Below are 13,761 nucleotides of genomic sequence, written 5' to 3' on the forward strand. Positions count from 1 at the left end.
TTATAAGTTGAAGGAAACGGTTATAGAACTAATGTGTACCAGGCATCATGGCTGGCTGAACATTTGCCACAGCAACGGAGCGATACTCAGCAGATTGTTAAGCATATGCAGAAAAATCGGCAGTTTCAGACCACCGGATACCATGCGTGCGGCGCACAGCAGTAGCGAAAGCACCATCAGGGCAATCACGGTTTGCAGATGGGCGTACTGGGTGTGCATCGCGGAGAAAATAATCGAGGCCAGCAGAGCACAGGCGATGCGCTGGCGCGGCGCCCACAGCAGGAATGCCTGCAGGATAAAACCGCGAAACAGGATCTCTTCAAATACCGGAGCCAGTATCACCACCGCAAAGGCAAACCATACCAGGGTCAGATCGCTATGGCTGAGCTGCTCGCCGATCCAGCCCTCCTGGCGCAGATAGAGTGACTGGCTGGCAATCACCGCCAGCAACAGACCCGTAAATAACAGCATCTGGCGCAGTTTCAGCTTGCCCAGAGGAATATCCTTATGATGCTGCTGATACCAGCGATAAAGCGGCACGAGGGCGGCGAACTCCAGCAGGCAGAGGATCGGCATCAGCAGGCCGCGACTTTTCAGCATCTCGAAATGAGGAAAACTGCTGACCATCACCGTAATGGCATACCAGACCATAAATACGCCTGCACAAAGCAGAGTGTGGCTGACCCGGTCGGTCGATGGTGTCATGGTCGTAAGGCTCTTTAGCGTCTGAAGGAGTGCGATGTTAGCAAGCACGACAGAGGCTGTCGAGATACGCCAGTTATGGCGGTTTACATCAAAATATCTAAATAGTTTCCTATTGTTGCCGATATTAATGAATAGCTTTTTTCTGGGGACAGGCACTGACGTTCAACGTACAGCGCCATAAGCGCGTCAAACGAACAAGGAAGGGTTCGAGTGGTTTCATAAAGGGGTTTTCATTATGAATCATCCTCCTGTGCTGGCGTATGAATTAGCCGATGGGCAAAAAGCCACGCTAGCCGCCCGCAGAACGTTGATGGCACTGGCGCTGCTGCTCATCAGTGCCCTGTTTCTTTCCATGCTGATGGTCGTGGGCGTGGCCTGGAATCAGAATCAGGAATCTGTCGCTCGGGAAAGCCAGCTCTTGCACAATGCCTGGCAGGAGCAGCAGCGTACGCAGGTGACGGAACTGCGTGACTATGCTTTCTGGCAGGAAGCCTGGCTGCATATGTACCTGACCATTGACCCTGACTGGGCGTGGCATCAGCAAAATCTGGGCCCCGGTTTGTTCAGTGAGCATCACTACAACGGCGTGTTTGTCGTTGATGTCGACAACCGCACGCGCTATGCCATGATCGATGGCAAGCTGTCTTCTCTCACTCTGGAAGCGTGGTTGGGCGATCGGGCGTTGCTGCTGGTCGAACGGGCGCGCCAGCAGATGCGTGGGCAAAAAGTCATCAGTGAAAATATCATGATGGGTGAAACCCCGGCGCTGGTAGCAGCGGCACCGATCACCCGAGGGAAAATGCCCCATGAAGAGACATTGTCAGCCACACCTTCAGTGATGGTCTTCGTTTATCGTTTTACCCCCGACAAACTGCGTGCATTCGGTAATGCGGTCGGCGTGGAAAATGCGCGCGTGCCGGACGATGCACACGATCGCTACACCTCACCTTTTATTGAAGAAAATGTCAGTCAGGGAGAGCCGCTGGTGCTGCGCTGGGACCCGAGCCAGCCTGGGCGGAATTTGTTGTTATTCCTGCTGCCGCTGCTGGCACTGGCGGCGCTGGTTATTGGCGTGGTCACGCGGCGTGTCATCAATCATGCCATGAATACGGCGATGTTATCGGATACGCGTTTCCTGCAATTGATGCACAGTCAGCGTGAGCTGGCAGCCAGTGAGGCGCGCTTTCGTGATGTGGCTGAAGCGACGTCCGACTGGATTTGGGAAACGGATGCCTCGTGCCGTATTACCTATCTTTCCCGGCGCTTTTCCATTGTGACGGGTTTTGGTCTGAATATGTCTACAGGCCGCTTGCTTGACGAAATTTTATGTCACGACGCGCTGGCGATCAGTGAGTGGGTGGCGCAGCAGCGCAGCGGAGGGCCACGCAGCCAGCTACGCTGTTATCTGCAATCTGTACATCACGGGCTGCGCACTTGTAGCCTGGTCGCGAAGCCGATCATGCTGCGTGGCAAGCTGTTGGGGTATCGCGGCACGGTGTCGGACATCTCGCATGAAGTGGAGGCGCAGGCACGGGTTCACTATCTTTCACAACATGATGTACTGACCGGGCTGCCAAATCGCTTGTTTATGCAGGAGTTTCTTCAGGAAAAATTGCGTTCACAGCCCACATTTGCGCATCCTTTGGTGATGATCAGCCTCGATCTCGACCGTTTTAAACCGATCAACGACACCTGGGGACATGCGGCAGGTGACAGCGTGCTGATTGACGTCGCGCGTCGCTTACGCGCTTGCCTCACTGCCGGCGATCTGGTGGCACGCCTCGGTGGCGATGAATTTATTCTGATTGCGACCGATCTCAGGACAACGGCAGATATTGAAGCATGCTGTCAGCGGCTGCTGGACGATTTGCACCGCGCCTTCTTTATTGGGGAGCAGGAGCTGTATATCGGTGCCAGCCTCGGTATTGCGCGGGCGCCACAGGATGCCATTGAGGCGGATGAACTGCTGCGTCTGGCTGATATCGCCCTGTATAAGTCGAAACGCCAGGGCCGCGACCGCTGGGTGTTTTACACCGGAGAGATGTCGCAACTGCTGGCACGTCGCAGCGATCTGGAGCGTAAGCTGCGTCGGGGCATAGCTGCCGGTGAGTTACGGCTGCACTATCAGCCGCGTTACCATCTGGAAAGTGGCCAGTTGGAAGGTGCCGAAGCCTTGATTCGCTGGGCACAGCAGCCGCCCGCTCTGGTGATGCCGGACAGTTTTATTCCGCTGGCAGAGCAAACCGGCTTGATTGTCGAAATCAGCAACTGGGTGCTGCATCGCGCTTGCCACGATGCCACATCCTGGCCTCAGGCGCTCTCCGTCTCGGTGAATATTTCACCGATTGAGTTTCGCACGGGTAACCTGGCGTTGAGGGTTGCCGCCGCGCTGGAAAACAGTGGGCTTGAGGCTTCCCGACTGGAGCTGGAAATTACCGAAAATATTACGATGGATCACCCGGAAAGCGCCCTGGCAATAATGGGTGAGCTGAAAGCGATGGGGGTGAAAATCACCGTGGATGATTTTGGCGCGGGTTTTGCGTCACTGAGCTATCTCAAGAGTTTTCCTTTTGACAGCATGAAAATGGATCGATCCTACATGGAAGGGTATCCACAGGATGCGCAGGCGCACGCTATCGTGGAGGGAATTATCGGGCTGGGTAGGGCTTTCTCTCTGGAGGTCACCGCCGAAGGTATTGAAACCCAGGAGCAACTGGAAGAGTTAAAACGCAGCGCCTGTTATGCAGGACAAGGGTATCTGCTCGGGCGGCCCGTTCCGCTGGAGGCATTCAATTTGCTGCTGGATAAGCCTGTAGCAGAGAGTGACGGCAGCGGGAGGGATGATTTGACGCGCTCCTGAGTGAGGCAGAAGCGCGGGCAGAGGGTTAACGGACTCTGACTGCAACCAGAGTCATGAAGACTGCAAAGGCGACAAAGATAACGAGTTCCACAGGACGCTCCTCTGTAAGGATTAGTCCTAAAATTATAGCTAATGATGAATTTCTTTATAAACAGGGTGTGCGCCTGATACGGGTAAAGCACACTGTCTCCTGGGTAAATCTGGCTGCGCATTAACGGTATAATCTGTTAACCTTTCAGAGGCATTGTCGTTTTATCTATGCTTTGAAAGGAGAAATAACCGTGAAACATTATGGGAAAATAACCGTGATTGCCGCACTAATGGCGTTGTCGGGTTGTCAGTCGGCTAGTGAAAAAACGGTGTCAGCAACGCCGGTCGATCCGGAGATGGACCAGTGTGGTGCATCGCAGTATCAGCAGTATGTGGGTAAACCGCTGTCAGCCATTGAATCTCTCCGTTTTGAACACGCGGTGCGTGCCATCCCTTATAACTCTGCAGTGACAATGGACTTTAATCTTAATCGGATCAATTTCATGGGCGATAAGCAGGGCGCGATCAGCAAGGTTTACTGCGGGTAACTGTGGTTGAAATCGCTATTCCGTTCAGTGCGGGCGGCCTGATGATACGGTCGCCCTCCGTCAGTAGTGCCATTTTCTAACCCACCAGAGTCGTAAACTAATGCCGACTGAGCTGGTCCAGCCGCTGGTCGTCCCCACCACGTCCCCATTTGCCACGATCAACAATGTTGGCGTTGTCGTCACTCCCCAGCTCGCGGCGAGCTCGCCGTTTCGATCATTGACGACCGGTAGCGTCAGATGTTGTCCGTTCAGGTAACGCACAAGGTTGATGTCGCCACCTGAGCGATTGGCAATAGTCAGTACACGGGTCCGTTTATCATTCAGACTCATCAGTAGTGGGAGGGTGTCATGACAGGTTCCGCACCAGCGGTCCCAGAACCAGACCAGTAACGGGGTTTTCTCACTGAGCTCCGCCAGCGTCAGGTTTTGACCGTCAATGGTATGCAGCATTTGTCCGGCGATATCAGCGGGAAGATCCGGGGCACGAATACCATCTATCAGACGAATAAATAGAATCAGTGATAGCAGGGGAAGCAGCAGATAAAAGCTGACCTTCTTAAATTGGTTTATCAGTGTGTTGTGCCAGTTGCGCATTGCCCGTCTCCGCCTGCGTACGGCGCTTATCTTAACGAGGCCATGACGAATGGCAATCGCCTGGCGTGTAAACATTCGTATAGGGAATAATGAATCACGGGTCGAGATGGTGGACTGTCATCTTGCTGCAACTTCAGTGGGGTAGGGTAAGGCAGCTGAAAAGTGATCTCCTCGTCACTCTGAAAATATGCAATGTTCGTCTTCTCCCGCCCTGTGCGGGATTTTTTTTGCCTGCGATGCCATGCATGAATAATGCTATCCCGTGCCTTCCAAAATCTGTGCCAGCAGGTTGCGATATCCTTCCAGTACGGATTCGTCGACTTCCCGTTCCAGACGGTCAATGACATTCGCAATAATGGCTTTATTACTGGGCGTCCTGCCTGACTGCATCAACTCCTGCATGATCGCTTCCAGCAATTCGCTCTCTTTCGGTGCATGAAATGACGGACTATTAAAATAATCGGTGATGGCGCGTCCGGCGCCGGGTAGTGGCTGACTCATGGCTAACCTCCACAAACGCGCCGTCTGTGGCCACATGGCCACTGAAGGGTGAGATAATGACGTCATCGACATTGAACCGGACTGTCAGAACAACAGTCCGCCAGTTGCCTGGAAAATAAACAGATAAGATTATTAATTACTCTAGATGGCGCGCGCTGGAACGCCAGTCACAAACAGTTTTTTTTTACTGCTGTTATCACGAAATCGGCAAGCTGTGGTAAGTGCTGATGACTTCCAGGATGCCATTAATCATAAACTGCACCCCCATGCACACCAGCAAAAAGCCCATCAGACGAGAAATAGCTTCAATACCGCCTTTACCGACAAGACGCATGATCGCACCAGAACTGCGCAGACATCCCCAGAGGATAAGGCTGACGGCAGCAAAGACCAGCGGTGGCGCCGCAGTAACCACCCAGGGGGAAAATGTGGTGCCATTATGAATTGTTGAGGCGCTACTGATAATCATGGCAATGGTACCAGGACCCGCAGTGCTGGGCATCGCCAGCGGGACAAACGCAATATTCACCGCTTTATGTTCGCTCAACTCATCCTTTTTATGCTCAGCTTCCACCGAGTGCTCGATGTGTTGCTGCGGGAATAACATGCGGAAACCCAGAAATGCCACAATCAGGCCACCCGCAATACGCAACCCTGGGATGGAAATACCAAAGGTATCCATCACCACATTTCCGGCGTAATAGGCGATGGCCATAATGAGAAAGACATAAAGTGAGGCCTGCGCGGCCTGACGGTTGCGTTCCTGATAGTTCATGTCGCCTGCCAGTCCCAGGAACAGTGCCACCGTCGTGAGTGGGTTTGCCAAAGGCAGCAGTACCACCAGGCCAAGGCTAATGGCTTTCATCAGTTCTAACATTGCTGGGATCCTTGCATGCAATTAAATAGGGGGGAGTAGACCATGATGCATTATACCCGCCGTGATGCGAAGCGTAACTGAATTACAACAGGCAGAATTGACTCTGCGTGGTAAGAAGGCCGGATGGAAATCAGTATGAGAGGTATGAGTTCGGTTGAGGTAAACAAAAAGTTAAAATTATTTTTTGTTTAAAATCAATTTGTTGTGTTTTTTTATCTCGTTTTTATTATAGCAGCACTTGTACTCAGGCCTGGGTTATGAGTAAATGCTCCTGTCGGTTTTGATACAGACCCACGTATGCGAGCAATTTTAGTAAAGCAGTCTTCAGTTCAAGCGTTAGCCTAAGCTTCTTCCTGACTTCCTTCTGAGTGCCTCATAGTAACCCCTGTTGACAAACCCTGTGCCCACTGTGGCTTACTACAATTTTGAAGGAAAGACCCATGTCAATGACTGGTTTAGTAAAATGGTTCAACGCTGAGAAAGGTTTCGGCTTCATTTCCCCAACTGACGGCAGCAAAGATGTATTCGTACATTTCTCTGCAATCCAGAACGGCGGCTTCAAGACGCTGGAAGAAGGTCAGAAAGTATCTTTCACTATCGAAAATGGCCAGAAAGGCCCAGCAGCTGCTAACGTAACTGCTCTGTAAGATAGTGAATGTTCGTTAGTATGATACAGCGTTAAACCTGAATCATACGAAACGAAATCAAAAAACCCGCCTTATGGCGGGTTTTTTGCGTTTGAATACCGGCCGATTTTTTTTACTCACACTTTTTATCAGACACATACCGAGAATAACCTGACGACTCAGGGGAGTGTTGTTACACTCGAATCTCAGCTCTCCGCGACAGGTTATACGCACAGCACGATGGAATCCTGGAAAGTTAACCTCATCTCCGTCTGGTTCGGTTGTTTATTTACCGGGCTGGCCATCAGCCAGATTATCCCGTTTCTCCCGCTGTACGTTGAGCAACTGGGCGTTACGGATCCCAGCGCACTGACATTATGGTCAGGTCTGATTTTCAGCATCACCTTCCTCGTTTCCGCCATTGTCTCGCCCATGTGGGGCAGCCTTGCCGACCGTAAAGGCCGCAAGCTGATGCTGCTGCGTGCTTCTCTGGGAATGGGGGTGGTGATCCTGTTGCAGGCTTTTGTCACCAACGTGTGGCAGCTTCTGGCCCTGCGGGCGCTGATGGGGCTGACTTCCGGTTATATCCCTAATGCAATGGCGCTGGTCGCCGCGCAGGCACCGCGTGAACGCAGTGGCTGGGCACTGAGTATGGTCAGTACCGCGCAGATCTGCGGTGTTATTATGGGGCCGCTGATGGGAGGTCTGCTGGCGGACTGGGTTGGGTTACAGGCGGTCTTCCTGATCACCTCCGGGCTGCTGCTGATCAGTTTTCTCATCACCTTGTTTCTGATTAAAGAGGGCGGCCCGCCACGGGTGAAGAAAGAGGACAAGCTTACTGGCAGCATGGTATTTCACACCCTCAGTCGCCCGGGATTAGTGATCAGCCTGTTCGTTACCACGCTGGTGATCCAGCTATGTAATGGTTCGATTAGCCCCATTTTGACGCTGTTTGTGCGTGAGCTGGAACCGAACGTACAGAATATTGCTTTTGTCAGCGGAATGGTTGCTGCTATCCCCGGTGTGTCCGCGCTGCTCTCAGCACCAACGCTGGGCAAGCTCGGTGACCGAATAGGTGCCGAACGTATTTTGTTTGCAGCGCTGATTTTTTCCGTGGTGCTGTTTGTGGGGATGTCGTGGGCAGACAGTGCCGTGGAGTTAGGGATATTCCGTTTCCTGCTCGGCTTCGCCGATGGTGCGATGATGCCCGCGGTGCAGACGCTGCTGCTGCGCTATTCCAGTGACCAGGTGACCGGGCGTATTTTTGGCTATAACCAGTCTTTCATGTACCTCGGTAACGTCATCGGGCCACTGATGGGGTCGGCTATCTCCGCTGTCGGCGGTTTTCGCTGGGTATTTGCCGCGACGGCGGTGGTGGTCCTGGTGAACAGCGTGCAACTGATTTGGGTTTATCGTCAGTCCCGGCGCACCGCAGTGCTGCGCCGGGATGGGAAGGTCTAGCGGGCGAGCGACATACTCATCTGGTAACGATACTGGCGTTCAGACAACAGGAAGTCCGGGCTGACGCTCGGGCTCCAGGAGTCATCGCCACCAACGCCCATATGATAGCCATCAACAATCAGCCAGCACCCTGGTTCGTCACGGAGCAGATGACGGTGTGAAGTCTCGCGTAGCTGTTCCAGGCTGTGGCGGCTGAGTGAGAAATGGAACTCACCGTTGAGCCGCCAGTGACCGTAGGCCAGCTGCTGAGTGCCGCCGCGCAGGCCATTTTCACCGGGGAAGACATACGGCGTGCTCAATTGGTCAAGCGGCAACTGCCAGCGGGAGAACTCGGCTGCCAGTTGACGGTCAGGATAGTTTTCATGTGGGCCAAGGCCCAGCCAGCTTGCATTGCCGGCCACTTCTGCCAGCTGACAGCGCAGACCAATGCGTGCGGGTTCCGGCTGTCCGGCGGCAATGTCCACTTCAACTTCAATATGCATTACGCCCTGCGGATCAATCCGATAGCATTTACGGCTGAGGAAACGTAACTCTCCGGCAGACAACCAGGCGTGCTCTGTTCTGATCTGCACCCCATCACTCAGCGCATCGGCTTGCAAACGCAGCAACTGACTTTCCAGCTGATAATGGCCTGCTCGTTTCCAGCGTTCTACCCATGCGTGCGGATCGATACGTGTCACTTCGCTGATGCCGATATCATTATCAATGGGGGCGCGGGCAAAGAGATCGCGCAGCGGAGAGAGTAACTGGGGTTCACTGCCGTTCAGCCACTGTACCAGTTCACCGCTTTGGCGGCAGAATTGCCAGCATTGTTCGCCACGACGGACTTCAATCCACTGCGGCTCTTGGCTCAGTTGTGGCATTTCCCCCGCGGTCTGCGGTTCAGGTAGAGCCAGGGCCGCAGGCAGGCGCCAGCCATCCCATGCTACACGCTGACCGGCAGGTGACCAGTCGGTGGCGAGAGGTTGAATCACCTCAACCCGCAGCCACAGCTCGCCGGTCAGCGAGGGCAGAGCGCCCAGCGTTAATTCAATGCTGCCTTCCGGGGCGACATCCAGCGTATGTTGTCCCTCTGCTACTGCTTTTCCCTGATGCTCAATACGCCAGTGCAAATGTTCATTGTCGCTGTGGCGGAACAGGTATTCGCTGGCGATACGTACGGTTAATGGCGCAGTGCAGGTCAGTTCAAACTGGAAGAACTGCTGGGCGCGCTGGGCTTCAAACAGTGCCGGATGAGGCGTGCGGTCCGCAAACACCAGCCCATTCATACAGAACTGACGATCGTTTGGTGTGTCGCCAAAGTCACCGCCATAAGCCTGGAAGCGCTCACCGTTTTCGTCCAGGCGCGTCAGACTCTGGTCTACCCAGTCCCAGACAAAACCGCCCTGCAGACGGGGGAACTGGCGGAAAGCCTGCCAGTAGCGATCAAAACCGCCAAAACTGTTGCCCATGGCGTGCGCATATTCACACAGGATCAGCGGTCTGTTTTCTTCCGGCAGCCCGATCCATTTTTTAATTGACCATTTTGGCACAGCATCGAAGGGTTGATCCTGATCGACGCGGGCATACATCGGACAGATAATATCGGTCGCGGCGGTATCGGCCCCTCCGCCTTCGTACTGCACCGGACGGCTCGGATCCTGGCTCTTGATCCAGCGATAGAGCGCATCATGGGTGCTGCCATGGCCAGATTCGTTGCCCAGTGACCAGATGATAATGCAGGCGTGGTTACGATCGCGCTGCACCATGCGGATGACGCGTTCGCTGAAGGCGTTAAACCATGTTGGATCATCCGACAGTCGATTCATCGGTTGCATTCCGTGGGTTTCAATATTCGCTTCATCCACCACATACAGACCAAAACGGTCGCACAGGCGATACCACAATGGATGGTTTGGATAATGTGAGCAGCGCACCGCATTAAAGTTATGCTGCTTCATCAGCAGGATATCATTGATCATGGTGGCTTCATCGACCACCTGGCCGAAGTCCGGGTGATGTTCATGGCGGTTAGTCCCGCGGATCAGTAGCGCTTTGCCGTTGAGTTTCAGCAGGCCGCCACTCACTTCGACCTTGCGGAAGCCGACGTCATACGCCTCTGCTTCAATCAGCGTACCGCTGGCGTCCAGAAGGGAAACGACAACGCGATAAAGATGGGGCGTTTCGGCACTCCACAGCAGGGGCTGGTCAACATGCAATGTCAGTAGGGTGCGGTCGAGATAACGTCCGCGCTCGTCGATGACTGGCGTGCCAAATGGCTGATGATGATGCGCGATTTCCTGACCTTCACGCCACAGCGCTACCTGGAGCTGATAATTGCTGGCGTCCATCAGTGAGGTGAGTGCCAGGATGTTTAACTGTGCAGAACGATATTCCGGGCTGAGAACGGTCTCAATTTGGACATCACATAGCTGTACGGTCGGTTTATGCAGCAGGCTAACATCACGGAAAATCCCGCTCATGCGCCACATATCCTGATCTTCCAGATAGCTGCCGTCACACCAGCGCAGCACCAACACCGCAATGCGGTTTTCACCCTCATGCAGGCTGGTATTGAGGTCAAACTCTGCCGGCAGACGGCTATCCTGCGAGTAACCGATAAACTCGCCGTTGCACCACAGATAAAAGGCAGAGTTCACGCCATCAAAAATGATTCGCGTCTGTCCCGTCGCCAGCCACTCAGGCTGACATTCGAATGTGAGCGAGTAACATCCCGTGGGGTTATCGGCAGGAACGCGCGGAGGATCAACCGGGATGGGGTACTGCACGTTGGTATAGATCGGGGCGTCATATCCCGCCAGCTGCCAGTTCGCCGGAACGGCTAAGCAATCAGCCAGGGGCAGATCGGCAGCCACCCACTCATCAGGCACCGCTTCCGGGCGAGTGAAATAGCTAAAGCGCCACTCTCCATTGAGTGACTGAATACTCTCACTGGCACGATCGTCCCGTGCAGCATCGCTTTGGCGCCAGCTGGAAAAAGGCGGATGAGCGGGCAGACGGTTGAGCTGGGTGACCGCCGGGTTTTCCCAGTGACGCTGAGAAAGTCGCTGTTGCAGAGTGAGTTGTGCAGAGTCGGTCATGCCAGATTCCTTATAAATGTTATGCGCTCACATTGATGCTGAAACGGAATGAAGTAAAGCAAAAAGAGTAGGGAATGCGATGCTGGTCGCAACATTTATGGGTAAAGAAAATCTGTAAATAGCCCGCCGTTCGCAGGGTTGTAGCGGGGAAATAGCAGGAAAACGTTAAGCGTCGTTACGCCGGGTAAAAAGGCCCCGGAACCAGAGAATTCTGCATTGTGAGGGGCATACGCGACGCTTACTATCAGCGCCAGTTGTCATTCACAGTTGTACGAGGGATTCACATGATTCGTGTCATTAAAGCGGTAAGTATCATTGCGCTGGTTGCAGCATTAAGCGGATGCCTGTTCCCACCTCCAGGCGGTGGCTGGGGAGGAGGACATGGCGGCGGTGGAGGACACGGTGGCGGTGGGCCTCGCGGTGGCTTTATGGAACAGGGGCGCTAAAACCTGACAGTTCGGGGGCCGACAGGTCCCCGAAAGTGAGTGCCAGCGTTTAAACAGGAAGAGCACCAGCGAAACGTTTCGAAAAAAACATTGCTTTAATTGCTCTGTTTTGGGGCATAAGTCACGAAAATATAAAGCGAATATCAGTTTTCTTTTTTTGATGTGGATGATAACGTCTTGCTTTAACTCGCTGAGACAGTCGCATGAAAAACCTCATTGCTGAATTACTGGTAAGGCTGGCGGAAAAAGAAGAAGAGTCGAAAGAACTGGTGGCTCAGGTCGAAGCGCTGGAAATCGTCGTGACGGCACTGCTGCGTAAGCTGGATGGCGAACAGCTTCAGCAAATTAATACCCATATTTCTGAAGCGATGCAGACGGCATCAACCGCAATGGCTCCAGATTATAAGAAAGACGCTTCTTTGTTGGAAAGTTATATTCATCGCCTGTTACACCATCCCCGACAGTAGTTCCACGATTCAATTAAACGCACATCGAACTCACATGTATGTGGTGATGGGCGCTTTCATATCACTTTTTGAAAATATTCCTGTTTACCCACTCGCTGAAAACAAAAGCCGTGCCACACTGATCATTGTGCTTATAACAATAATGGGATGGTATGCGAATGAAAGTTCAGTTACTGATAGCGGCTGCCCTGTTCTCACTGACGGCTGCCGGTTATGCTGGCGCCGCAGAGAAAACCGCACAGCAGCAAAAAATGACCGTCTGTAATCAGCAGGCAGGAGATAAGGCCCTGAAAGGGGATGAGCGCAAAACCTTTATGAGCAACTGTCTGAAGAAAGACAGCAAGATGGATGGCATGACGCCGCAGCAAATGAAGATGAAAACCTGTAATGCCGGGGCAGGTGAAAAAAACCTGAAAGGCGACGAGCGCAAAACCTTTATGAGCAATTGCCTGAAAAAAAGCTAATACATCGTGGGCTACCGTCCCGTGGATGGGCCGCCTGAGCCTTTTTTATCGCCTCAGGTTATCAGTGGCACTGATTGTTAATGTCAGTGCCATTTTCTTTTCCTAAACTCTATTTCCTCTCCAACGCCTCAGCGGTCTGCCGGGCCTTTGTTGTGCGTTATTCGCTAACAACTACAGGATGTGTTGTATGGTGGCTTTCATCATTATCGGTATTTTTATTATTAGCGTGATCTATGCCCACTCGCGTGGCCGGATAAAGCTGAAGTTCTCACGACAGTTATTCGACCACTCAACCTTTATGGCACCCATCAATATGTTTATGACCGGGCTGTGCCTGCTGCCGCGTAAGCAGCCTTATTTTGATCATGACGTTTTTCCCGAATTAAAAAAGCTGACCGATAACTGGCAGGTTATTCGGGAGGAGGCGGTGCGTTTACAGGATCATATTAAAGCCGCGCAGTCGCCTAATGACGCCGGATTCAATACCTTCTTTAAGTGCGGCTGGAAACGCTTCTATCTTAAATGGTACGGCGATGCGCATCCTTCGGCGCAACAACTTTGCCCGCTAACGAGTGCATTACTGAGTGAGATCCCCGGTGTTAAAGCGGCCATGTTTGCCGAACTTCCCGCGGGGAGCCATTTGGGTAAACACCGCGATCCTTACGCTGGATCGGTGCGCTATCACCTTGGGCTGATAACGCCAAATGATAACCGCTGTTTTATTGAGGTGGATGGAATACGGCACAGCTGGCGTGATGGCGAAGCGGTGTTCTTCGATGAAACCTACGTGCACTGGGCGCAAAATGCGAGTGAGGAGACACGCATTATTCTGTTCTGTGACGTGGAACGCCCGATGAAATGGCCCTGGGCGCAGGCAGTGAATCGTTGGGTTGGGGCAAAAATTATGTCGGCGGCCAGTTCACCGAATGATGATGGGGATCGTGTTGGCGGCATCAACCGTATCTTTAAATACGTTAACCGTGCCCGGGATGCAGGGCAGAACCTGAAAAAACGCAATCGCACACTGTATTACGCGGTGAAGCGCATGCTGATTGTGGTGATTTTTCTGCTGATTATTTTGCCTGGCGTGATGAGTTAAGAA

General features: G+C 53.0%; 13 protein-coding genes. 8 read left to right on the forward strand and 5 right to left on the reverse strand.

The window, feature by feature from the left end:
• Nucleotides 1-45 precede the first annotated feature (45 nt).
• On the reverse strand, nucleotides 46-705 hold the full coding sequence (locus FVB43_RS11760) for a CPBP family intramembrane glutamic endopeptidase (RefSeq protein ID WP_133846250.1): 660 nt from the start codon (nucleotides 703-705) through the stop codon (nucleotides 46-48).
• A 235-nt stretch (nucleotides 706-940) separates the two neighbouring features.
• Between FVB43_RS11760 and FVB43_RS11765 the strand changes: the two genes are divergently transcribed.
• Together FVB43_RS11765 and FVB43_RS11770 are read left to right on the forward strand one after the other, a co-directional pair.
• The gene (locus tag FVB43_RS11765; protein WP_242462145.1) at nucleotides 941-3,565 is read left to right on the forward strand and encodes a bifunctional diguanylate cyclase/phosphodiesterase; all 2,625 of its coding nucleotides are present in this window, start codon (nucleotides 941-943) and stop codon (nucleotides 3,563-3,565) included.
• A gap of 281 nt (nucleotides 3,566-3,846) precedes the next feature.
• Nucleotides 3,847-4,143, forward strand: a complete 297-nt coding sequence (locus FVB43_RS11770) for an I78 family peptidase inhibitor (protein WP_133846251.1) — start codon at nucleotides 3,847-3,849, stop codon at nucleotides 4,141-4,143.
• Between the two features lie 60 nt (nucleotides 4,144-4,203).
• Here the strand turns inward: FVB43_RS11770 and FVB43_RS11775 are convergent, their stop codons facing one another.
• The 3 genes from FVB43_RS11775 to FVB43_RS11785 all read right to left on the reverse strand — a co-directional run bounded on the left by FVB43_RS11775 (nucleotide 4,204) and on the right by FVB43_RS11785 (nucleotide 6,115).
• The gene (locus FVB43_RS11775) at nucleotides 4,204-4,737 is read right to left on the reverse strand and encodes a redoxin family protein (protein ID WP_227535768.1); all 534 of its coding nucleotides are present in this window, start codon (nucleotides 4,735-4,737) and stop codon (nucleotides 4,204-4,206) included.
• A gap of 255 nt (nucleotides 4,738-4,992) precedes the next feature.
• Nucleotides 4,993-5,238: a biofilm development regulator YmgB/AriR family protein gene (locus FVB43_RS11780; protein ID WP_133846252.1), complete on the reverse strand. Its 246-nt coding sequence runs from the start codon at nucleotides 5,236-5,238 to the stop codon at nucleotides 4,993-4,995.
• A gap of 196 nt (nucleotides 5,239-5,434) precedes the next feature.
• The gene (locus FVB43_RS11785; protein WP_133846253.1) at nucleotides 5,435-6,115 is read right to left on the reverse strand and encodes a MarC family NAAT transporter; all 681 of its coding nucleotides are present in this window, start codon (nucleotides 6,113-6,115) and stop codon (nucleotides 5,435-5,437) included.
• Between the two features lie 440 nt (nucleotides 6,116-6,555).
• Between FVB43_RS11785 and cspE the strand changes: the two genes are divergently transcribed.
• Nucleotides 6,556-6,762 (forward strand): transcription antiterminator/RNA stability regulator CspE, encoded by a 207-nt coding sequence (cspE, locus tag FVB43_RS11790; protein ID WP_133846254.1) that lies wholly within the window; start codon nucleotides 6,556-6,558, stop codon nucleotides 6,760-6,762.
• 219 nt (nucleotides 6,763-6,981) lie between these two features.
• On the forward strand, nucleotides 6,982-8,202 hold the full coding sequence (locus FVB43_RS11795) for a multidrug efflux MFS transporter (RefSeq protein WP_159337637.1): 1,221 nt from the start codon (nucleotides 6,982-6,984) through the stop codon (nucleotides 8,200-8,202).
• On the opposite strand, the gene FVB43_RS11800 is transcribed toward FVB43_RS11795, so the two are convergent.
• Nucleotides 8,199-11,282 (reverse strand): beta-galactosidase, encoded by a 3,084-nt coding sequence (locus tag FVB43_RS11800; protein WP_167864052.1) that lies wholly within the window; start codon nucleotides 11,280-11,282, stop codon nucleotides 8,199-8,201. The genes FVB43_RS11795 and FVB43_RS11800 overlap by 4 nt on opposite strands.
• A 284-nt stretch (nucleotides 11,283-11,566) precedes the next feature.
• Between FVB43_RS11800 and FVB43_RS11805 the strand changes: the two genes are divergently transcribed.
• The 4 genes from FVB43_RS11805 to lpxO all read left to right on the forward strand — a co-directional run bounded on the left by FVB43_RS11805 (nucleotide 11,567) and on the right by lpxO (nucleotide 13,758).
• Nucleotides 11,567-11,728 carry a hypothetical protein gene (locus FVB43_RS11805; RefSeq protein ID WP_166653759.1) on the forward strand — a complete coding sequence of 54 codons (162 nt, stop codon included), beginning with the start codon at nucleotides 11,567-11,569 and terminating at the stop codon, nucleotides 11,726-11,728.
• Between the two features lie 203 nt (nucleotides 11,729-11,931).
• The gene (gene iraP / locus FVB43_RS11810; protein WP_133846257.1) at nucleotides 11,932-12,195 is read left to right on the forward strand and encodes an anti-adapter protein IraP; all 264 of its coding nucleotides are present in this window, start codon (nucleotides 11,932-11,934) and stop codon (nucleotides 12,193-12,195) included.
• 158 nt (nucleotides 12,196-12,353) lie between these two features.
• Complete coding sequence (locus FVB43_RS11815; RefSeq protein WP_133846258.1) at nucleotides 12,354-12,659, forward strand: PsiF family protein; 306 nt, start codon at nucleotides 12,354-12,356, stop codon at nucleotides 12,657-12,659.
• Between the two features lie 187 nt (nucleotides 12,660-12,846).
• Nucleotides 12,847-13,758 carry a lipid A hydroxylase LpxO gene (gene lpxO / locus FVB43_RS11820; RefSeq protein WP_167864053.1) on the forward strand — a complete coding sequence of 304 codons (912 nt, stop codon included), beginning with the start codon at nucleotides 12,847-12,849 and terminating at the stop codon, nucleotides 13,756-13,758.
• Nucleotides 13,759-13,761 lie beyond the last annotated feature (3 nt).

Origin of the sequence: Erwinia rhapontici (assembly GCF_012271765.1) — a bacterium.
Lineage (GTDB): Bacteria > Pseudomonadota > Gammaproteobacteria > Enterobacterales > Enterobacteriaceae > Erwinia > Erwinia rhapontici.